The organism is Microcoleus sp. N3A4 (assembly GCF_036701805.1).
Classification (GTDB): domain Bacteria; phylum Cyanobacteriota; class Cyanobacteriia; order Cyanobacteriales; family Microcoleaceae; genus Microcoleus.
This window is the reverse complement of the sequence record NZ_JAUBRJ010000019.1, coordinates 51,416-72,197: the sequence shown is the minus strand read 5'-3', so window position 1 is coordinate 72,197 and position 20,782 is coordinate 51,416. Positions and strand designations below refer to the sequence as shown.

Annotated in this window: 20 protein-coding genes; 14 read left to right on the top strand and 6 right to left on the bottom strand. The window is 45.4% G+C overall.

Translation table 11 applies throughout. The features are described 5' to 3' along the window. Positions 1-16 precede the first annotated feature (16 nt). Both aqpZ and QUA56_RS13710 read left to right on the top strand, forming a co-directional pair. Positions 17-715 carry an aquaporin Z gene (aqpZ, locus tag QUA56_RS13715; protein ID WP_333358391.1) on the top strand — a complete coding sequence of 233 codons (699 nt, stop codon included), beginning with the start codon at positions 17-19 and terminating at the stop codon, positions 713-715. Positions 716-844: 129 nt separating this feature from the next. Next, the gene (locus QUA56_RS13710) at positions 845-1,333 is read left to right on the top strand and encodes a gluconokinase (protein ID WP_333358389.1); all 489 of its coding nucleotides are present in this window, start codon (positions 845-847) and stop codon (positions 1,331-1,333) included. A gap of 320 nt (positions 1,334-1,653) precedes the next feature. Here the strand turns inward: QUA56_RS13710 and QUA56_RS13705 are convergent, their stop codons facing one another. Then, positions 1,654-2,631 (bottom strand): carbohydrate kinase, encoded by a 978-nt coding sequence (locus tag QUA56_RS13705; protein WP_333358387.1) that lies wholly within the window; start codon positions 2,629-2,631, stop codon positions 1,654-1,656. Between the two features lie 245 nt (positions 2,632-2,876). Beyond that, entirely contained in the window at positions 2,877-3,017 is a 141-nt protein-coding gene (locus QUA56_RS13700) for a hypothetical protein (protein WP_333358385.1), read from the bottom strand. Positions 3,018-3,077: 60 nt separating this feature from the next. Between QUA56_RS13700 and QUA56_RS13695 the strand changes: the two genes are divergently transcribed. From QUA56_RS13695 to QUA56_RS13665, 7 genes are all read left to right on the top strand, one after another. Then, positions 3,078-3,353: a photosynthetic electron transport-dependent transcriptional regulator PedR gene (locus QUA56_RS13695; RefSeq protein ID WP_333358383.1), complete on the top strand. Its 276-nt coding sequence runs from the start codon at positions 3,078-3,080 to the stop codon at positions 3,351-3,353. A 34-nt stretch (positions 3,354-3,387) separates the two neighbouring features. Then, positions 3,388-3,666 carry a hypothetical protein gene (locus tag QUA56_RS13690; protein WP_333358474.1) on the top strand — a complete coding sequence of 93 codons (279 nt, stop codon included), beginning with the start codon at positions 3,388-3,390 and terminating at the stop codon, positions 3,664-3,666. Between the two features lie 293 nt (positions 3,667-3,959). Continuing rightward, positions 3,960-5,234, top strand: coding sequence for a histidine--tRNA ligase (hisS, locus tag QUA56_RS13685; protein ID WP_333358381.1), 1,275 nt, complete (start codon positions 3,960-3,962; stop codon positions 5,232-5,234). A 304-nt stretch (positions 5,235-5,538) separates the two neighbouring features. Beyond that, complete coding sequence (locus QUA56_RS13680; RefSeq protein ID WP_333358380.1) at positions 5,539-6,288, top strand: Uma2 family endonuclease; 750 nt, start codon at positions 5,539-5,541, stop codon at positions 6,286-6,288. 96 nt (positions 6,289-6,384) lie between these two features. Beyond that, complete coding sequence (locus tag QUA56_RS13675; RefSeq protein WP_333358378.1) at positions 6,385-7,527, top strand: DNA cytosine methyltransferase; 1,143 nt, start codon at positions 6,385-6,387, stop codon at positions 7,525-7,527. Between the two features lie 190 nt (positions 7,528-7,717). Then, positions 7,718-8,941, top strand: coding sequence for an AAA family ATPase (locus QUA56_RS13670; RefSeq protein WP_333358376.1), 1,224 nt, complete (start codon positions 7,718-7,720; stop codon positions 8,939-8,941). Positions 8,942-8,943: 2 nt separating this feature from the next. Further along, the gene (locus QUA56_RS13665; protein ID WP_333358374.1) at positions 8,944-9,519 is read left to right on the top strand and encodes a hypothetical protein; all 576 of its coding nucleotides are present in this window, start codon (positions 8,944-8,946) and stop codon (positions 9,517-9,519) included. Positions 9,520-9,540: 21 nt separating this feature from the next. Here the strand turns inward: QUA56_RS13665 and QUA56_RS13660 are convergent, their stop codons facing one another. Continuing rightward, positions 9,541-10,755: a class I SAM-dependent methyltransferase gene (locus QUA56_RS13660; RefSeq protein WP_333358372.1), complete on the bottom strand. Its 1,215-nt coding sequence runs from the start codon at positions 10,753-10,755 to the stop codon at positions 9,541-9,543. 243 nt (positions 10,756-10,998) lie between these two features. Beyond that, the gene (locus QUA56_RS13655) at positions 10,999-12,183 is read right to left on the bottom strand and encodes an NAD(P)H-quinone oxidoreductase subunit H (RefSeq protein WP_333358370.1); all 1,185 of its coding nucleotides are present in this window, start codon (positions 12,181-12,183) and stop codon (positions 10,999-11,001) included. A 185-nt stretch (positions 12,184-12,368) separates the two neighbouring features. On the opposite strand from QUA56_RS13655, the gene rsmH reads away from it, so the two are divergent. The 3 genes from rsmH (at position 12,369) to QUA56_RS13640 (ending at position 16,429) form a co-directional block, all read left to right on the top strand. Next, a complete protein-coding gene (rsmH, locus tag QUA56_RS13650) occupies positions 12,369-13,271 on the top strand; it encodes a 16S rRNA (cytosine(1402)-N(4))-methyltransferase RsmH (RefSeq protein ID WP_333358368.1) in 903 nt (300 codons plus the stop codon). Positions 13,272-13,836: 565 nt separating this feature from the next. Continuing rightward, a complete protein-coding gene (locus QUA56_RS13645; RefSeq protein ID WP_333358366.1) occupies positions 13,837-15,510 on the top strand; it encodes a SpoIIE family protein phosphatase in 1,674 nt (557 codons plus the stop codon). A 496-nt stretch (positions 15,511-16,006) separates the two neighbouring features. Then, complete coding sequence (locus QUA56_RS13640; RefSeq protein WP_293122549.1) at positions 16,007-16,429, top strand: ATP-binding protein; 423 nt, start codon at positions 16,007-16,009, stop codon at positions 16,427-16,429. A gap of 331 nt (positions 16,430-16,760) precedes the next feature. On the opposite strand, the gene QUA56_RS13635 is transcribed toward QUA56_RS13640, so the two are convergent. Both QUA56_RS13635 and QUA56_RS13630 read right to left on the bottom strand, forming a co-directional pair. Then, positions 16,761-17,195 (bottom strand): nuclear transport factor 2 family protein, encoded by a 435-nt coding sequence (locus tag QUA56_RS13635; protein ID WP_333358363.1) that lies wholly within the window; start codon positions 17,193-17,195, stop codon positions 16,761-16,763. Between the two features lie 326 nt (positions 17,196-17,521). Further along, positions 17,522-18,484: an orange carotenoid protein N-terminal domain-containing protein gene (locus QUA56_RS13630; RefSeq protein WP_333358361.1), complete on the bottom strand. Its 963-nt coding sequence runs from the start codon at positions 18,482-18,484 to the stop codon at positions 17,522-17,524. A 373-nt stretch (positions 18,485-18,857) separates the two neighbouring features. On the opposite strand from QUA56_RS13630, the gene queG reads away from it, so the two are divergent. Together queG and QUA56_RS13620 are read left to right on the top strand one after the other, a co-directional pair. Further along, positions 18,858-19,793: a tRNA epoxyqueuosine(34) reductase QueG gene (gene queG, locus QUA56_RS13625; protein WP_333358359.1), complete on the top strand. Its 936-nt coding sequence runs from the start codon at positions 18,858-18,860 to the stop codon at positions 19,791-19,793. A gap of 356 nt (positions 19,794-20,149) precedes the next feature. Then, positions 20,150-20,782 carry an HAD-IA family hydrolase gene (locus tag QUA56_RS13620; RefSeq protein ID WP_333358357.1) on the top strand — a complete coding sequence of 211 codons (633 nt, stop codon included), beginning with the start codon at positions 20,150-20,152 and terminating at the stop codon, positions 20,780-20,782.

Below are 20,782 nucleotides of genomic sequence, written 5' to 3'. Positions count from 1 at the left end.
TCAGAGAATTGTGAGTATGAACAAAAAAATAAAGATTGGGGTTGCTGAAGCTTTTGGTACTTTTGTGTTGGTATTAGGTGGATGTGGCAGTGCGGTTTTAGCGGGAGACAAAATCGGCTTTTTGGGAGTGTCGATCGCCTTTGGCCTGTCTCTCTTAATCATGGTTTATACGATCGGCCCTATCTCGGGATGCCACATTAATCCGGCGGTAAGCGTCGGTTTAGTAGTTGCCAAACTGATCGATGCTGTTCTGCTTCCTTATTATATAGGCGGTCAGATTGTAGGGGGAATTTTAGGCGGTCTTGTTTTGTACATGATCGCATCAGGAAAACCGGGTTTTGATGCGGCGGCTTCGGGATTTGCGTCTAACGGTTTTGCAGAACATTCTCCCACTGGTTACGGACTTTTGGCAGCAGCTTTGACGGAAATTGTACTGACTGCTTTTCTGTTATTTACAATCATGGGTACTACCCATCCCAAATATCCCGTCGGTTTGGGCGGAATTCCGATCGGCTTGATGCTAGTGTTGATTCACTTAATCGGAATTCCCGTAACCAATACTTCAGTTAACCCAGCTAGAAGTATCGGTGTGGCACTTTTTCAAGGCGGATGGGCAATCCAACAGTTGTGGGCGTTTATTATATTCCCAGTGATTGGTGGAATTATCGGCGTTTTGGCTTATAATTTGATTAGACCCACTATGGAAGAAATTTGATCGAGAATCAAAAATAAACCGGGTTTATTGAATTTTTTAGGGTGGTAGAATTCATCCGGCAACTTAAGCAACCCGGTTTGTCGATCGCACAACTCGATCGAATTGCAAGTATTTCGGTAAATAGGCGCCATGATTACGATCGTGATGGGAGTTTCCGGTTCTGGCAAAACTACTGTTGGCAAGTTGCTGGCGCAATCTCTCAATTGGGATTTCAGCGATGCCGACGATTTTCACCCATCAGCTAATATCGAAAAAATGAGTTTGGGCATTCCTTTAGAAGATGGCGATCGTCTTCCTTGGCTATTACAATTGCAAGCTGCAATAGACAGGTGGCTTTGGGAAGATAGAAATGTGGTTTTGGCTTGTTCTGCTTTAAAAGCATCTTACCGCGAAATGCTTTGCCGAGACCAGCAGCGGATGAAAATAGTTTATCTCAAATGTTCTTTTCAGCTATTGACAGCCCGGTTAACAAGTCGCGAAAATCACTACATGAAAGCAGACTTGTTGTTAAGTCAGTTAGACACTCTCGAAGAACCAGAAGATGCAATTATCATAGATGCTTCGCAGCCACTAGAGTTAATCGTGCGCCAAATTAGAACTCATCTGATGCGCGGTTAATTGCCCGCAATAAAACCTACAGCGTATTCCAGGTTTATGAAGTGTAGGGACACGGCAATGCCGTGTCCCTACGGGGGTCGATCTGGGGTGTACTTCATAAACGTCGAATCTGCTGTATAATACCAAATCTAGCTTAAATATCCCTTGATTTCTTAGTCCCTCTCAGCTAGGAGGAGAGTTTGTATAGTAGCGATTTCAAACGCCGAGTATTATCGAGGGTTTTTAACGCGGATTTAGTATAAGAGTTATTTTTTTTATCGACCGGGTTTCTGAACCAAATTTAGCGCCCTCTCCGTTTCCAGGCCGATAGGTTCGGGATGCTAATTTTTGTACAAATACAAGAAAGCTTCTACTTCAGCGCCGGTTGGTTGAGATTTAATTGCCCCTGGTTTCATCGCTGTCATCGCACCTACTGCACTGGCATAAGTTACAATTTTTTGGGCTATTTTTGGGTCTGCTAAATTCTTGATTCCATGCTTGCACAATTGGCTGACAAAACCAGCCAGAAATGCGTCGCCGGCACCTGTTGTATCCTCAACATCTACTGTAAAGGCGGGGATTTTTCCTTCATTTTCCGAGAGACAATAAGCGCAACCTTTCTCGCCCGCAGTCACCAAAACGCCTTCTACAGAATCGAGCCGGTAGGTAATAGCTCCAGCGTCGGTAGTTGCAAACAACCATTCGGCTTCTTCCTCAGATAACTTGACAAAATCAACTTTGTTTAAGATTTTTCTAATGCGCGCTTTTGCTTCGTCTGGATTTGACCAAAACACTGGACGCCAATTGATGTCAAGTATAATTTTAACGTCGTAATGTTCTGCTAGTTCGATCGCTCGGGCGATCGCCTCTCGACTTTCAGGATAAGCTAATTCTAAAGTGCCTAGCACTAAAAATTCCGCATTTTCAAACAGCACCTCGGGTAGTTGTGCAGCGAGGAGGTGGGTGTCGGCAAAATCCGCAGTATCAAATTCGCCAAAACCGGCAAAATTTCGATCGCCCGCTTGATTCCGCAAAACATAAACTTGCCGCGTCGGCGCACTCGGATGCCGCTGCACTCCAGCGGTATCAACCCCTACTTCTTGCAATACCTGCACTAGGGAATTCCCCAATTCATCCCCACCTACAGCACCGATAAATCCCGCCGCCGTCCCCAATTTAACCAAAGCACAGGCAACATTAGCAGGAGCACCGCCGGGATATGCCGTCCAAGATTCTACCTCTTCAAGAGATACTCCTGTTTTGTCTGCTAAACAATCAAATAAAATTTCACCCAGACACAGAACGCGAGGATAAGTCATATGAATTTTAGATGTTAGATGTTAGATTTTAGACCAGCAGCAGACAGGTAAATAATGATTTTTAACCCATCCCAGAAAAATTGCAAGGTATTTTTTAATGGCTGCTCCTATAATATCAGACCTACTGATACTGGCAGTTACTCCCTTAAGACTGAAGTATAGTGCGGGCGTATCAGTTAGTTGTTTGACGTGCAAACATCTGCCGGTTGGGCCCGGATGTCAGATAGGCGCAGGTAAAGGCAGCATCAGCCACCCGACGCACAAGCAGTGCAAGTGGCTGCGCGTCTTGCTGTGTCGGGGCTGGGTTTGCACTCCAGGCGATTCTGCAAGCGAGTTGGTGCTTCGGGCCCGAAAGAGTAGCACAGCAAATTTAATTTTCTCTTCATACTCGATCCCTCATCCTTTAGAATTGTAGATAGGTAAATATGCAGACATAGGAAAAATTTATGAGTGGGAGTGTCTCTGGGACCCCTGTCACGCTGTCGGACAGAGAATTGCAAGTGGTAGAGTTAGTAGCGGCGGGATTGACTAATGAGAAAATAGCCGAAAAGTTGGAGATTAGCAAGCGTACAGTTGACAACCACATTAGCAATATCTTGAACAAGACGCCCGCTGACAATCGAGTTACGCTGGTGCGGTGGGCGTTGCAGTGGGGGAAGGTATGTTTGGACGATATTAACTGCTGCTCTCTACCGAGGCCGATCGATAAAGAAGTATCTTAAGTAGAGGATCAGGTTGGGGACAGGCAAAGAAATGATGCAAACGGCACAAGAAAAACAACTCCGCTATCAAATTCAATGCCCTGGATTGCCGCTGGCGGTGTATCGCGAAGTGGCGGCCCATTTGCGTCAAGTTGAAGGGGTGCAAACCGGTTTAATTCCGCAGCAGTCGCAGCGGTTTGATTACTGCGACAGCCAAATTGGGGGTTTGTGGATACAGTATCCTGAAGGGTTCGATTTGGTCGGCCGCGAGCGAGCCGATCGCATTTTGGCTTATTATGGCGATCGTTACGGAGCTTGGGAATTATTAAGTTAGTAGTCAGTAGTCAGTAGTCATTAGTCAGTAGTTAGTAGTCAGTAGTTAGTAACTAAGATTTAATGACGGGTAACTAACGCATACAGAAGTTATGAGCTGCTTAGTTAAAAGGCTATTTGATAACCACATTTTCCGAGTGCAGCGCGTTCACAGGACGCTGGCACTATAATATCATTCCGTTCTAACTGGATTTGATACGATAAATGACAACTGACAACTACCAACTGACAACTGACAACTGACAACTGACAACTGACAACTGACAACTGACAACTGACAACTGACTAAAATTCATGAGTGAAATTAAAACTTTAACGGGAACGCGGGATATTTTGCCCGCTGAAATTCAATACTGGCAAAATATAGAAGAAGTCGCTAGAACAATTTTGAAAAAAGCGGCTTATCGGGAAATTCGGACGCCGATATTTGAACAAACATCTTTATTTGAACGCGGCATTGGGGAAGCGACCGATGTCGTGGGCAAAGAAATGTACACTTTTAAAGATAAGGGCGATCGATCGATTACTTTGCGCCCAGAAGGCACCGCCGGGGTAGTCCGAGCTTTTATTCAAAATAGTTTAGAAGCTCAAGGTGGATTGCAGCGTCTTTGGTACGCGGGGCCGATGTTTCGCTACGAACGTCCTCAGCAGGGACGGATGCGGCAATTTCACCAAATTGGCGTGGAAGTCTTGGGGAGTGCGAATCCTCGTGCGGATGTCGAGGTAATTGCGATCGCCTGCGATATCCTGCAAACTATCGGTTTAAAAAATTTGCGACTCGATATTAACTCTGTCGGAAACAAGGAAGACAGACAAAATTATCGGCAAGCTTTGATAGATTATTTTACACCGCACAAAGACGAATTAGATGCCGATTCCCAAGACCGCTTAACTCGCAATCCGCTGCGGATTTTGGATAGTAAAAATGAACGAACTCAAGAAATTGTAGCTGGTGCGCCGAGTATTTTGGACTATTTGGGAGAGGAATCGCGATCGCACTTCGAGCAAGTGCAGCAAATGCTCGCAAATTTAGGAATTAGCTATCAGTTAAATCCCAGATTAGTGCGCGGTTTAGATTACTATACCTACACCGCATTTGAAATTATTTCCGACGATTTGGGAGCGCAAGCAACAGTTTGCGGAGGCGGCCGCTACGACGGTTTAGTCAAGGAATTGGGCGGCCCAGATACGGCGGCAGTCGGTTGGGCAATGGGTATCGAAAGGCTGATTATTCTGCTGCAAAAGTTGCAACCATTGCCCGTGCCAAAGTTGGATTTTTATTTGGTATCCAGGGGAGAAAAAGCCGAACAGCAATCGGTATTGTTAGCTCAAAAATTGCGAAGTGCCGGGTTTAGTGTAGAGATTGATTTGAGTGCTAGTGCTTTCGGGAAACAGTTTAAAAGAGCCGACAGAAGCGGTGCAGTTGCGTGTTTAGTTTTGGGAGATGCGGAAGCTGAAAACGAGACGGTACAATTGAAGTGGTTGGCGAGTGGTGAACAAAGTGCGATCGCACAATCGGAACTACTAGCAATGACCACCGAACTACAGCAGAAAATTAACAACCCTTAGAACGATCGCTTGTAGCCGAGTCTAGATCCCCCTAAATCCCCCTTAATAAGGGGGACTTTGACGGCACTCTTGTCCCCCCTGATTGAGAAGGGCTTTGACGGCACTCTTGTCCCCCCCTTATTAAGGGGGGCTAGGGGGGATCTAGACTTCGATACAAACAAAAGAAACGGTCGGTTTCCTCGTTACCAGGCTCTCCCCGGTAACGCATATCCAGAGGCTCTGCCTCGTCATTAAGCCATTAACATTAATCCCAAAAACCAAAAGATATAATTTAATCATTAAAACCACTAACCTCTGATAAACTATGTCTGTAGCAACTAAAAATCCTGAAACAAAACTCACAATCACCTGGCCGCTACTGCCAGAAGATTTCCAACTACCAGACGATCCCGTGGAAGACGAAAGCCAACCATTATTAGCCGCCGCTTTGCGCCAACCGCTAACAGGATTTCCTGAATTAATGCAGGATGCCTTAGTTGTTTCTAACTTTGCCCTGTGTGCCGGCATAAGTTTCCCAGCATCAACCAGCGACGAACAGCGCATTATCTGCAAAGCGCCAGATTGGATGTACGTGAAACCCGTCAATCCAAAAAATGTCTCTCAAGTACGCCGCAGTTACACGCCACACACAGAAGGAACCATCCCCCAAATCGTGATGGAATTTCTTTCAGAAACCTATGGAGAAGAATACTCCGTTGAATTTACCTCGCGGGTGGGAAAGTGGTATTTTTACGAGCAAGTAATCAAAGTCCCCAGATACGTCATATTCCGAGCGAAAACAGCTCGTTTAGAAGTTTACGCTTTAGAATCAGAGCACTATAACTTGCAAAAACCCGATGAAAACGGACGTTATTGGATACCGGGATTGGACTTGTTTTTAGGAGTTTGGGAAGGAACGCACGAAGGGAGAACAGGCTGTTGGTTGAGGTGGTGGAATGCAGAAGGCGAGTTGTTGCTTTGGTCGGAAGAACGAGCCGATCGCGAACGACTCCGCGCTGAAAGATTGGCCGAAAAATTGCGTCAAGCCGGGATCGAGTTAGACGATGAAGAGTGAAATATCGATTGATTAGTCGAATTCGATCGTGTTTTGGTATGATGACACTCTTGTGGTGCGGGCATCCAGCCCGCCCTTCCGTCACTTTGCACTCCTATGTTAATCGAACGTCTCCAGCCGATCGCCTGGACAACAAAACCGCGACTCATATCCTTATTTTCTGGTTGCGGCGGCATGGATTTGCCATTCCACCAAGCCGGATTTGAGGTAGTTTGGGCGATCGACTCCAATAAATACGCCTGCAAAACATTCAGCAGAAACATTGCCGATGTCATCGTCAACGACAGCATAGAAAATATAGACATTGCACAAGTTCCCGAAGCTGAAATATGTATAGGAGGGTTCCCCTGTCAAGATTTCTCCCTAATTTGGAAGCGCCCCGGCCTTGAAGGAACCAGAGGCAATTTATATACATACTTTCTAGATTTTGTCAACAAGAAAAAGCCCAAAGCTTTTGTAGCAGAAAATGTCAAAGGTTTATTAAGCGCCAATAATTATCAAGCAATAAAACAAATAATTTCTGACTTTGAAAGTATTGCACCAGGCTACTTAGTTAAACCTAAACTCTACAACTTTGCCGATTACGGAGTGCCGCAATTTCGGCAAAGAGTATTATTAGTTGGCATTCGGATGGATACAGGATTTAACTTTGTGCATCCTCAGCCAAAATACGGACAAAATCGCCAAAATCCTTATCGAACTGCGGGCGAAGCACTCAAAAATGTAGAAGCAGTTCTTGACAATAACAAACATCATAAAATTCATTCCCGCACCGTTGAAATTTTGAATCGAATTAAACCGGGAGGCAATTTTTCGGATATTCCCAAGGACAGTCCATACTATGTCAAAGGTATGATCAGTCACGTTTATCGGCGAATTCATCCAGATAAACCATCATCGACAATCATTGCTGGTGGCGGTGGCGGAACTTGGGGTTATCATTATTTAGAACCGCGTTCTTTGACCAATCGTGAAAGAGCAAGATTGCAAACATTTCCCGATAATTTTGTTTTTGAAGGTTCTACGACTGAAGTGCGGCGGCAGATTGGGAATGCAGTGCCGCCGGAGGGAATTGCTGCTGCTGTTGAGGCTTTAATTCCGCTATTTAATGGGGATTATCCGAAAGTGGATTTATATGAAATGAGTAAAAAGTTGCAGGGTATGTCAATTCAGGAACGATTAAAATGGGCTGAATTAGAACTTCCTGAAAACAGTTTACAATTAACCCGTAGTTTATAGTATAATAGATAAAATGTTTTTTTTCATTAACAGGACTTACGCATACAGACCAAAGAAACCGGGTTTTTTATTAATTTAAAGGCTCAGATGCAGTATTTGGTAAAAAACCCGGTTTCTGCGTCCAGGACTAATTAATTTACTATTTATGAATTTTTAGCTAATGATGTAACTGATTAAGTGGATGGTCAAAATGCTGAAAGAACTTTACCTCAAACAGGTCGGAACTGCCCCACAGTTCGATATAAAATTTGCCGATCGCATTAATTTATTTACTGGCGATAATGGTTTGGGAAAGACTTTTTTGCTCGATGTTGCGTGGTGGGTACTAACTGGAAAATGGGCGGATAGTCCGGCTTGGCCACAACAGGGAGAGGGTAACTTGCCGGAAATCACATCTCTTTTGAGCAATCAAAAAGACTCTGAGGAATATAGAAGTCTATTTAGTTTTTCCGATCAAAAATGGTTAGATATTAGAAATTATTCTAGTTTCAGAGGGTTGATTATTTACGTCCGTGTTGATGGATTTTCTGTCTTAGATCCAGCTCGTAATCGGTTAGCAGCTTATCACTTCAATTATGATAGTCTTTGGAATGGATTGATTAATTCAGAAGGAAAATTTATCTGTAATGGTCTAATTCACGATTGGGTGAATTGGCAACGTCAACCCGATCGCTCTAAATTCCAACTATTATCTCGCGTCATTCAACAACTTTCTCCCCATGCTGATGAATGGATGGAACCGGGAGAACCAATCAGGGTTTCTGTCGAGGATGTGCGTGAGATTCCTACCTTAAATTTTCCCTATGGCAATGTTCCGATTATCTACGCATCAGCGGGCATTAAGCGAATTTTAGGATTAGCTTATTTGTTAGTCTGGACTTGGTACGAACACACAATGGCTTCTAAGTTGCGGCAACAAGAACCTCTGGATCAGATAATTCTTTTAATCGATGAAGTTGAAGCTCATTTACATCCGCAGTGGCAACGCTCAATCTTACCAGCCATCTTAGAAATAGCGACTAACCTCGAAAATAAAATGAACCTTCAGCTCATAGCTACGACTCATTCTCCGCTGCTACTTGCCTCAATTGAGCCTGAATTTGATGAGGAGCAAGATAAGTTATTTTTGTTTGAGTTACATGGTAAAGATGTAACTCTTAATGAAGTTCCTTGGACAAAACATGGGGATGCTGTTGGGTGGCTAACTTCAGATATTTTTGGGTTAAAACAGGCTCGTTCCCGCGAAGCAGAAATAGCGATTGAGGCTGCGTATACCTTTATGCGAGGAGAAAGCATGGAAACTTTTCCTGAATACCTGAGAACTAAAGAGCAAATTCATCAGGAACTCCTGCGAGTTTTACCAGAACACGATCGCTTCTGGCCGCGATGGATTGTGATCGCCGAGGTAGAGTAAACATGATGCGATTTATTCCGCCACCGGAACCACCGGATTTTGAGCAACAGGTGCGAAAAGCAGGCAATAATTGGTTAGTTAAAAATCCTGGTAAAGAACCAAAAGATTTTTGGTCGAGCTTCAAACCTCAATTAGCTAAAGAGTTTCAACATCTTTGTGGCTATTCAGTTATGTACATACCGAGTCGGATGGGTACTGTAGATCATTATTTGAGTAAAAGTAAAGCAGAAAATCGGCATTTGATTTATGACTGGAAAAACTATCGCTATGCTTTGCAACGGGTAAATAGCTGCAAAGGAACTTACGATAGACAAATTCTCGATCCGTTTGAAGTAGAAGATAATTGGTTTGAGATTATCCTACCTTCTTGTCAGTTGGTTTTGACTGATGCGATTCCTTCCCACGATCGCGATCGAGCCGAATTTACCCTCAAAAAGTTACAGCTTCAGAATAGTGAATGGGTGATAGAACAACGCCAGGAGTGGTATCGGATGTATCTAGAGAACGAACTTAATTTAGAAGGGTTAGAAAAGAAAGCGCCTTTAATCGCTCGTGCGATTAAAAAACAGCTTAATTAGTTAATAATCAATCTAAAATAATCAATCAGGCACCATCAAACCCTTCAATATTCTCCCCTTCTCCTCCTCCCTCAACCCCTTCGACTGCACCAAAACCCCAAAACCCCCCAAACCCATCGGATCGATCAACTGATGCAAAGCCTCCCGGCGCCGCAAAAACGTTGCCACATCCAATACTTCCGCATGATTTGTTGACAGAGAAGCAATACGATCGCCCAAACCCAACGCCATCAAAAACAAAGCCTGCTGAGTAAACCCTACCACATCCAAACCGCACAATTTACCCTGCTTTTCTAACGCCGTAAAATCGACGTGAGCCGTTAAATCCTGCCGCCCCACATTAATATAAGGATTATTGTGATATCGGTGGCGATAATAACACTGTAGCGTTCCCTCCCTGCGCCTCGGATTGTAATAGCGGTGCGCCGGATAACCGTAATCAATAGTTAACAAATATCCCCGCTGCAACTTTTGAGCAACTGTACTCATCCAGTCCAAAGCCGCCAAATTCACCTCACTGCGATAACCATCCCCATAAACACTCGCCGACAAATCGATGCTTACCAAATCCAAATATTCGGCAATTTTAGGCGTGGAAACTTCGCCAATTACTTCAACAAAATTTATCTCTTCTTGTTCATCTTTTGGAGTTTCGGCGGCAACGTAAATCTCCCTAACTTGCCCTTCTTCCAGAATGAATTGATGCACGGGCAAAGCATCCACTAACTCGTTAGAAAAGAAACAACCGACTATTGAATTATTAACTATATCATCCCAATTGCACCACTTGACGCACTCGATCTCACTTAATCTTTGGCGTTGTTCCGCTTGAAGTATAGGCGAAATTTCAACAATTATGTATGTTAAAGTTTTAAATAAGTCGGGATGTTGCCGTTGCAGATATTGCAGCACATTTTCGGCGAAAATTCCCCGCCCAGCGCCCATTTCTACGATCGCGAAATTGAAAGGGCGATCGAGCAATTCCCACATTTCCACAAACTGCTCTGCCAAAACCTCCGCAAAATCAGCACCCCAATGAGACGACGTGATAAAATCGCCTTGTTTGCCGATCGACTGTCGATCGCTATTATAATAACCGTGCTGCGGATGATATAATGCCAAATCCATATATTCAGCAAAAGTAATACGCCCCTGTGGGCTGGCGGAAATTTTTTCGCAGATTAAAGCGCAGAGTTCTGGGTTACTATCATTAATATCTGGTTGCTGGACTTTCATAATTTATCGAATCAAAGTTGATGTTATTTCATTTGTGAAGGAGAGATTTTTTTTTATTAACCGCAGAGGGCGCAGAGGGCACAGAGGAAGAGAGAAGAGAGAAATAAGGTACATTTTAGCGACGTTAATAGCAATATTAATCGATATCCATCCGCGTTTATCCGCGTTCATCTGCGGTAAAAAAAAATCAACCCGGTTTCATAAAAAAACCGGGTTAAATTCTCAGACTAAAACCGACAAAACCTACCTGTCAACCGAGCCCATAATAATGTCGATACTCCCCAAAATCGCCACCAAATCCGCAATCTTCACACCGCGAACAATGTGAGGCAAAATCTGCAAATTATTAAAATCCGCAGCCCGAATCTTCCAGCGCCAAGGAAATACGCTGTCGTCTCCGATAATATAAATCCCCAACTCACCCTTGCCGCTTTCAACGCGCACGTAATGTTCGCCCTTGGGAATCTTAAAAGTCGGCGCTACTTTTTTGCCAATAAACTGATACTCAAAACCGTTCCACTCAGACTTAGGCCCGCTTTCTAAGCGCTTCGCTTCTAAATTTTCGTAAGGGCCGCCGGGGAGTCCTTTCAAGGCTTGATAGATAATTTTAACTGACTCGCGCATCTCCCGAATTCGGACTAAATACCGGGCCAAACAATCGCCCGCAGCTTCGGTACAAACTTCCCAGTCGAAGTCGTCGTAGCATTCGTAATGGTCAACCTTCCGCAAATCCCACTTCACGCCGGAACCGCGCAACATAGGGCCGGACAGTCCCCAGTTAATCGCTTCGTTGCGGGAAATCGTACCCAGGCCTTCAATCCGGCGGCGGAAGATAGGATTGTTGGTAATTAAACGTTCGTATTCGTCAATTTTGGGAAGGAAGTAATCGCAGAAATCTTGGCACTTATCTACCCAACCGTAGGGCAAATCTGCGGCAACTCCGCCGATGCGGAAATAATTGTTGTTAACCATGCGATAACCTGTGGCCGCTTCCCACAAATCGAGAATTGGTTCGCGATCGCGCATAGTATAGAAAAACGGAGTTTGCGCCCCCACGTCCGCCAAAAACGGCCCTACCCACATCAAGTGGTTAGCAATCCGGTTCAACTCCAGCATAATTACTCGAATGTAACTAGCCCGTTTGGGGACAGCAATATTCGCCAACTTTTCCGGTGCATTTACCGTTACCGCTTCGTTAAACATCCCCGCAGCGTAGTCCCAGCGGCTCACGTAGGGGACATACATCACGTTGGTGCGGTTTTCGGCAATTTTTTCCATCCCTCGGTGCAGATAGCCCAAAACAGGCTCGCAGTCCACCACATCTTCGCCGTCCAGGGTGACAATTAACCGGAGTACCCCGTGCATGGATGGATGGTGCGGCCCCATATTGAGCACCATCGGTTCAGTTCTAGTCTCAATTCTTGACATAATAATTGGTAATTGGTCAGTTGGCAGTTGGCAGTTGGCAGTTGGCAGTTGGCAGTTAACAATTACTATTTGTTATTGGTTATTGGTTATTTGTCGATCGATTGCCAATAACCAATAATTGATGACTGCTGACCGATAGCTGCTGACTACTGACTATTGTTGATTTTTGTTTCGCTTTTTTGATTATGAAGGATATCGAGCCGTCTGAGAAGGATACCCCTGGATCTGATGTCAGTATTGACACCTATCACGTTCCAGTTTTGGGTCAAGAATTAATTGCGGGTTTAGCAGTGCGTCCAGGCGGACACTATTTGGACGCGACGCTTGGGGGCGGCGGACACACCAGTTTGATTTTAGCGGCGGCGGCCGATGTTACAGTGGTGGCGATCGACCGCGACGAACAAGCCATCCGTTTTTGCCAAACCCGATTTGCTAATTCGCCCGTTGAGTTTTGGCACGGCAATTTTGCTGAATACAATTCCCCAGATGCCGAATTTGATGGTATCATAGCAGACTTGGGCGTCAGCTCGGCTCAGTTCGATACACCGGAACGAGGATTTAGTTTTCGCCACCCAGCTCAACTAGATATGCGTATGAACCAGCAGCAATCTTTGACGGCAGAAGAGATTATCAATCACTGGGAAGAAGTTAAACTAGCAGATATTATTTACAAATACGGTGAAGAGCGACTGTCGCGGCGCATCGCGAGGCGGATTGTGCAAGGGCGTCCTTTTCAAAGTACAACAGAACTCGCTGGGGCGATCGCCTCCAGCTTCCCCCCCAAGCAGCGCAACGGCAGAATACATCCCGCCACCCGCACTTTCCAAGCTTTAAGGATAGCCGTCAACTCCGAACTCGCTTCTTTAGAAACTTTCCTCAACCTTGCGCCAAGGTGGTTAAAACCAGGTGGGAGAATCGGAATCATTACATTTCACAGTCTGGAAGACAGACCTGTCAAGCACCAACTCAGAGGAACACCCTGTTTGCAGGTACTGACAAAAAAGCCGATCGGGCCGCAATCCGAAGAAGTAGCTAGAAATCCCCGCTCTCGTTCTGCTAAGCTCAGACTGGCAGAAAGATTAACTTGATTCGGCAGTAGTAATATGCTTGCTGCAAAAAGTTCAGAGATTAGGGGGACTAGAATGCAGCAATCAAGTACGATTTGGCAAAGAGGTAGGGAATAGCGCCAACAACCCACCGCTAACCCTCCGGGTACAGCGGGGCTTGAAATACAGCCGGTGTTGACTACACTCAGGTAGCAATACCGGGGTTAGTAGTAAGTGTTAAAATTCACACCGAGGACATTATGCAGCTAGTTAATAACTCTGGAATCAGAGCATTAATTAGTCATTTGGGAGGCTGGTGTGTTTATCAAAGTAGCGACTGCTAACACGGTCGTTGCTCCTATCAAAGCACGAAAGCTGACTCGGGAATTTTCCCTATTGAAGCGGCCTACCGAGGCGGGTTACAGTATCGAAAGCCTCTCATCTGTTGTGCGAACAGATGGTGTGAAAGGAATGCTCACCTTAAGGTAAAACGGGTTTCTTTAACTCAACTTGACGTAACTGATATGTTGCATATATCCAGCCCCCCTTTTCCTCCCGCCACCTTGCTGAATACAGCTATGGTGGGGGTTTTCAAGGGGGAAGAAAGATGAGTCGGGGAGATGGAAGCAAGCTGAAACTGATGGTAGTCGATGACGAACCCGATAACTTGGATTTATTGTACCGGACGTTTCGACGCGACTTTCAAGTTTACAAAGCAGATAGCGCCCTCAGCGCCCTGGAAGTTCTAGACGAACAGGGCGAGATGGCGGTGATTATATCTGACCAGCGGATGCCAGAAATGAACGGCACCGAGTTTTTGGGGAAAACAGTCGAGCGATTTCCCGATACGATTCGGATTCTGCTAACGGGATACACAGATGTTGAAGATTTGGTCGAGGCCATCAACTCAGGTCAAGTTTTCAAATACATCACCAAACCGTGGAATCCAGAAGAACTCAAATTGGTGATCAATCAAGCCTCAGAAACTTACAAATACTACAAGCAGCGCAGCGTTGCACTGCGCCGCGCTTTACGCAAGGAATCTCTGTTCAATGAGGTAATGAGCGTGATTCGCGGGTCGCTAGATTACTCTAGTATGGTACAAACTATTGTTCAAACCGTAGGTCAAACTTTTGAGGCCAACTATTGTATGCTGCGGCCGGTAGAGGCCGATCGACTATTGCCGAGTACCTTCCCCTACCAAGCCCAAACCTCTGAAGCCAGTAGCTTTTCTTTTGATGAAAATTTGCTGGTTCAAGCCGTAGCCAGCCGCCAAACTCAAGTCAACCCAAACAGTGGGGGGGACGCTAACTCGGTTGAGATTGCCGTGCCGCTGACTTACCAGCAAGAATTGCTGGCTGTACTGGCTTTGTGCCAGATTGGCGGCACTAACCCTTGGTCGGCAGAAGATATAGAGTTAATAGAAGGTGTAGCAGCTCAAGCTGCTCTGGCTCTGTCTCAAGCTAAGCTATACCAGCGGACTCTGGATTTAGCCAACCAGATGCAAAACGAGTTGGAAGTGGCCCGCCAAATCCAAACAAACTTGTTGCGCCAAAGTTGGCCGGATTTTGAAACTGTCAGGGTGCAAGCTTGCTGCTATCCCGCGCGGGAAGTTGGAGGCGACTTTTTTGAAGTCTACGTCCACTCCCAAGGGGATATTTGGATAGCGGTGGGAGATGTTTCGGGTAAGGGAGTTCCGGCTGCTCTATTTATGGCCAGCGCGATTTCGGTGATGCGGCGGGAACTTTCCCAAGAAGTTTCTCCAGAGCCCGATCGAGTTATGCAGAACATGAATAGCAGTATGTCTGACGACCTGATCGGCAACAACCATTTTATTACAATGGTTGTAGCTCGTTACACTCCGTCAACGGGACACATGGCTTTTGCTAATGCCGGTCACATTTACCCGATCGTTTGGTCTCACTCGGAGGTGAAAGCTCGAGCCGCTAGCGGTAAAACGCCAGTCGAGCCGAATTTCCTGAAAGCTCGCGGCATTCCCTTGGGGATACTACCAGTTTGGAGGGGCAAAGCGGGTACGATCGAATTAAAGTCAGGAGATGTATTTCTGCTGACGAGTGACGGGATTACTGAAGCTAGCGTGACCACTGAAGGGGTCGCAGGGGGTGAACCAACCCGTTCTATGCTACAACAAGAAGGGCTTTGGCAACTCTTGATTCAGGAGCCTGGTTCTTTCAACTTGGACAATTTGTTGGCTTACATTCGAGCCGACAATCCCGTTCAGGAAGACGACCAAACCATACTCTCTCTGGAGGTTCTCTGAATCTGTCAGCGACTCCCGACTGCTAGTCGGGGGTGAGAACCGAAAAAACTGAATCCCTGCTTGTTGACGACCCACAGATTAGTCCCGCAAAGGACTGCGTTATCGTCAACAGTAAAAAACCTAGCCCGCGATCGCGCAGCTAGTTTCCTGAATCGCTTTCCTGGGGGATTAAACACCTGTAAAGGGTTAAGGTAGAAGGCATTCGTCAGAAATAACCAACGCTTAAAAGCCTGGGATTGAAACAAAGATTTTTTATACCTCGCTGCTTGCAGTCTCGGTATAATTATCAATAGTTAATGGGCTTTAGACCCCTAACTAAAGTTTTCAGCTATACTTTTAATTTCTGCCTTCTACCGAATGACGAATGCCTAATTTTTAAACAGAAAAGGCTGGTATCCCCCGAGTAGCGACAAGTATTGAGACCGAATCAATTCGGCGCGTCGTCTTTCATGCCTGGTCTGAAGACACAGGGTTTTCAAACTTACGGGATTTTTTTATGAATACTGAGCTTCATGTGCCAAGCGACTTGCGGTTTTTAACAATTGTTGAAAATTGGTTGCTGAGCAGTTTGGAAGTAGAGCTAGGAGAGCACGTCGATTGGCCGCGTCAGTCGAATCGTTTGCGCTTGGTGTTAGCAGAAGCCTATTCTAACGTGATCCGCCATGCTCACAAAGATCAACCCAATTTGCCTGTCTTAATTCGCTTGAATTTAAAAAATAGGGATATTGGTTTAGAAATTTGGGATTACGGTAAAGGTTACGAAATGGATACTTACAGTCCCCCGAGGCCGGAAGCTAAACAGGAAAGCGGCTACGGCTGGCTGATTATGAGCAGACTTATGGATCGGGTGGACTACACTTTGCAAATAGACGGTCGCAACTGTCTAAAGTTGGAAGCGAGTTTGCCAGAAAAATCTTAATTAATCATGAGTCCTTAGTGATTGGCAATGCACTTTTTGACTCGCTTTGGCTGTCTGTCGCACGGTGCGGCGACAGCCACTTTTTCGTGCAGTATCGTCCCTCTCTAAGAGACTGTTAGATTGTAGGGGTAGAGTCCCGATCGCACAAATACCGCAGAAACCGGGTTTTTATACCGTTAGCGGGACTTCACCAGAGATTTGGATAAAAAACCCGGTTTCTGCCTCATTCTTGCGATCAAAAGCGGGTCAACCTGTCGATCGCCTGACTTTAGTCATTACGTGCGATCGACAGGTCAAACCCAAATATCCAATTTAAATGTGAAACAGCCCATTAAACATCAAATTTCTTATGTGGCCGCAGATTGAGCAATTCTTGGGGAGAAGCTAACAGCTTGACGGTGACAGAAAGGATTTCTTGGTCTGAATTGAGCAAGAACAGCCATGCGACATTAACACCAAATGCAGAAGTTTGCACCCGGCCGCTGACCTGAACTTCAACTTGGCCGTCTTCTAAAATTTTGCTGACACCTTGCTGGGGTTCGAGCTGCATTCCTCGCGCTTCTGTTTTTAGATAAGTGGCGATCGAGCTTTTACCGATAATTGGCTTCTCAAACGGCGCGTGCAGAACCCCCTCACCAGCAAACAAATTAGCAGTCGCTTCAAAATCGCCCGCGTTTAAAGTTTCAAAATATCGCACTATCCCTGGCATTGTGATGCCTGCAATATTTATAGAGCGAGTTAAAATAGGTCGAGTTGTTGCGGTCATAAAAATAAGTGATTTCAGATGAATGAGTCTACTGTAATCATTCTCTTTGTCGCAGCAAATCCCTCAAAAGATATAAGTAGGCCCAGTAAAAAAAATTATCCTAAAAAAGGAGGAAATGGAGAGTGCCGATCGCAGCTTTCAGAGCGATCGACCGACATCATATCATGTCCGAGCGCTCGCTTATCTTTATTGCGAGTGCGAGCGTCTCGCGAGCGTCTCGCGAGCACTGAAATGATAACTGATTAACCGGACATGATATCAAACCCAGACACCTGCGGGCATCTGGGTTTCTGTAGAGTCTGTTTGAATGACCCAACCCTAATATTCTATTTCCGCATCAAATTGAGCAATTCTTTAGGAGATGCCAACAAGTCGATCGCCACAAAGAAAATTTGACCTTGGGGATCTAGCAAGAACCGCCACGCAATATTCATGCCCATATTCGATCCGAACCAGGGAGTTTCGACTTTGCCGGTGACTTTCACTTGGCGGTAGCCATCTTCTGCGGGTTCCGATACGCCTCGCTCGGGCATCATTTTCAGTCCGACGCACTCTTCCCGCATATAGTTGAGGATGGCTTCGCGACCGACGATCGGCTTTTGGAAAGGCGGTTGCAGGGCACCTTCTTGGGCAAATAAACCGACGGCTGGGGTGAAGTCGAAGGCGTTCATGTAGTCGATGTAGTTGAGCACAGTCTGCTCGCTGATACCTTCAATTTTGGTTTTCACCCGCTCCTCAACAGCGGTGGGAGTGCTGCGCGGGGCCGAGCGTTTGCCGTACTCTTGGCTGAAATCGGGGTCGTAGCCCATGTGAACTACGGTGTTGCGAAGTACCGTAATTTGCTGGCCCGGATCGAGTTTCTTGATGGTTTCGAGAACTTTGGTGGCTTCGGGAGACATTTGATAGCCAGCGGGGATCGGAGCGACAACGCCCTGTTTCATCAACTGACCCAACTCATACCAGAAACCGAGTTTGGTGTTGACGCGCAAGGATGTGTAGATCCGGCCGATTGTTGTGTCGGCGTTGCTAGCCAGGTCGTACATGGTTTTGCTTTGATCGGCAGGCGACATCTGCTTAATTTCGCTCAGTATGCCTTCGACAAGCGCCATGCTGGCTACTCCCGGGGCGGCGACGGTGATGGAAACACCCATTTCGGTGTAGGCATACCAAAGCAAGGCTAGTTGGTCTTCAACGCTGAGTTTGTAAAATGCTTCGGTGGTAGCCGGAACAACGCTAGCAACTTCAGTGTTGGAAAAAATAGATTGAGCTGATTGAATGCTAACTGCCATGTGTCTTTTGTGAGATTTGTGGTTTTAGTGAGGTACTTGAGTTAGGGACTCTCAAGCTCCCTTGATTAAGATTATGTAACGTTATGTTAACTTTTGCAAATAAAAATTACATATAGCTGAGTTACAAAACTATAATCAATGGTTGGGTGAGTTGCGATCGCCGTCACTAGACGGTGCACCCAATTAGTTTATTTAGGAAGCCTGTTGTTAAAATCGCTTTGCATATCATATAAATAGGACTTACGCAAGGGAGAAATTTTGACACTATCTATGGGGGTAAGGTGCAATTGTGCACATACAGATAGTGTCTATGCGTAAATCCTGATAAAATCAAAATAGTCAATACAAAAGGTAAATATTTGCCTGGTGTCAAATGAAAGTGCCAATTAGCAGCATTTTGGTCAAGCAAAAAGCCTTAGAGTTGGGATTTCACAAGGTTGGGATAGCCTTGGCAGATGAGGGCACTGACAAGGAGGCACAAAGGTTGCAGGCATGGTTGGAGAAAGGCTATCAAGCGGATATGGGATGGATGGCTAACCCGAAACGCCAGGATATTCGCGCTTCAATGCCAGAGGTGAAGTCCTTAATATGTGTCGCGATCAATTACTACACGCCTCACCAACGCCCGGGCGGTTCCGAATATGCTAAAATCTCTCGCTACGGCTGGGGAAGGGATTATCATAAAATCCTGCACAAAAAACTGAAGGTTTTGGTAAATTGGCTGCGATCGCAAGGCGAGGGAATTGAAGCGCGGTATTATGCTGATACCGGCCCCATTCAGGATAAGGTGTGGGCGCAGCGGGCGGGGATTGGCTGGATTGCCAAAAATGGTAATGTAATTTCGCGGGATTACGGTTCTTGGGTGTTTTTGGGCGAAATCTTGACTAATTTGGAGTTAGCGCCGGATGCTCCCCATACGGAACATTGCGGTACTTGCACTCGCTGCATTGAGGCGTGTCCGACGGGGGCAATTACTGAGCCTTTTGTGGTGAATGCCGATCGATGTATAGCGTATCATACGATCGAGAATCGAGCCGAAAAATTGCCCGACAAAATTGCATCTAATTTACAAGGTTGGGTAGCAGGTTGCGACATTTGTCAAGATGTTTGTCCTTGGAATCAGCGTTTTGCTAAACCAACCGATGTTGCAGACTTTGAGCCTTATCCTGAAAACATAGCGCCGACACTTGCAGAATTGGCCGACATCTCCGACGAGGAGTGGAACCGCAGGTTTACAGCTTCTGCGCTGCGGCGAATTAAGCCGGAAATGCTGCGGCGAAATGCGAAGGCAAATCAAATTAATCATTAAAACTTGAGATGTTCGCCCTTCGGGTGCGCTCATCAGCACCTTACCCTATACATACAGCATATTCCATTTATATGCGGTACACACAATCTTGTAGTAAGTAAGGTGCGTCGCCCACGGGCGATCTGCAAGTTCCATTGAACCATACAACAGATCCGCACCCTACATAACACGTACCGCACAATATAGCTGAAAAGTGTACTTCATAAACCTGCAATATGCTGTAATAGCCGTAGGGTGCTTGTGAGCGCACCGAAAGCCCATACATTATGCAGTAAGTCATTCCTATCTAAAATCTAAAATCTAAAATCTAAAATCTAAAATGGTATGATTCGCCGTTCCTTATTTGCTATTGTCCAATGACCAAAGTAATTATTTTTGATTTTGACGGTACTTTAGCAGATACGATCGATATTCTTCTTAGCATAACCAACCGTTTGTCAGTTGAATTTGGCTTTAAGTCGGTCAGCAAAGAGGAACTGGCTCAACTTAGCAATTTAAATTCTTGGCAAATTCTGATGTATTCGGGAATTTCCATCTTCAAATTCCCGCTGCTAATTAGACAACTGAAAGCAGAGTTGCGGAGTGAAATTCCGAATATTCATTTATTTCCCGGGATTAAAGAAGTTTTGTTAGAGTTAAAAAACAGCGGTTTTCAACTGGGTATTATTACCTCTAATTCTAGAGAAAATGTTTTGGATTTGCTGGAAAAAAATGGGCTGCAAGATACCTTTGATTTTATTTATTCAGGAACAACTTTTGGAAAACATAAAGTAATTAATCGATGGTTAAATAAACAAAATATTAATCCCGAAGAAGTCGTTTATGTGGGAGATGAAATTAGAGATATAGAAGCAGCTAAAAAAACTAAAATTAAAGTAATTGCTGTCAGTTGGGGTTTTAATTCTCGATCGGCTTTGGCGGCACACAATCCCGATTTTTTGATCGAAAGCCCCCAGGAATTAATCGGAGTTATCAATAATCTGAAATGA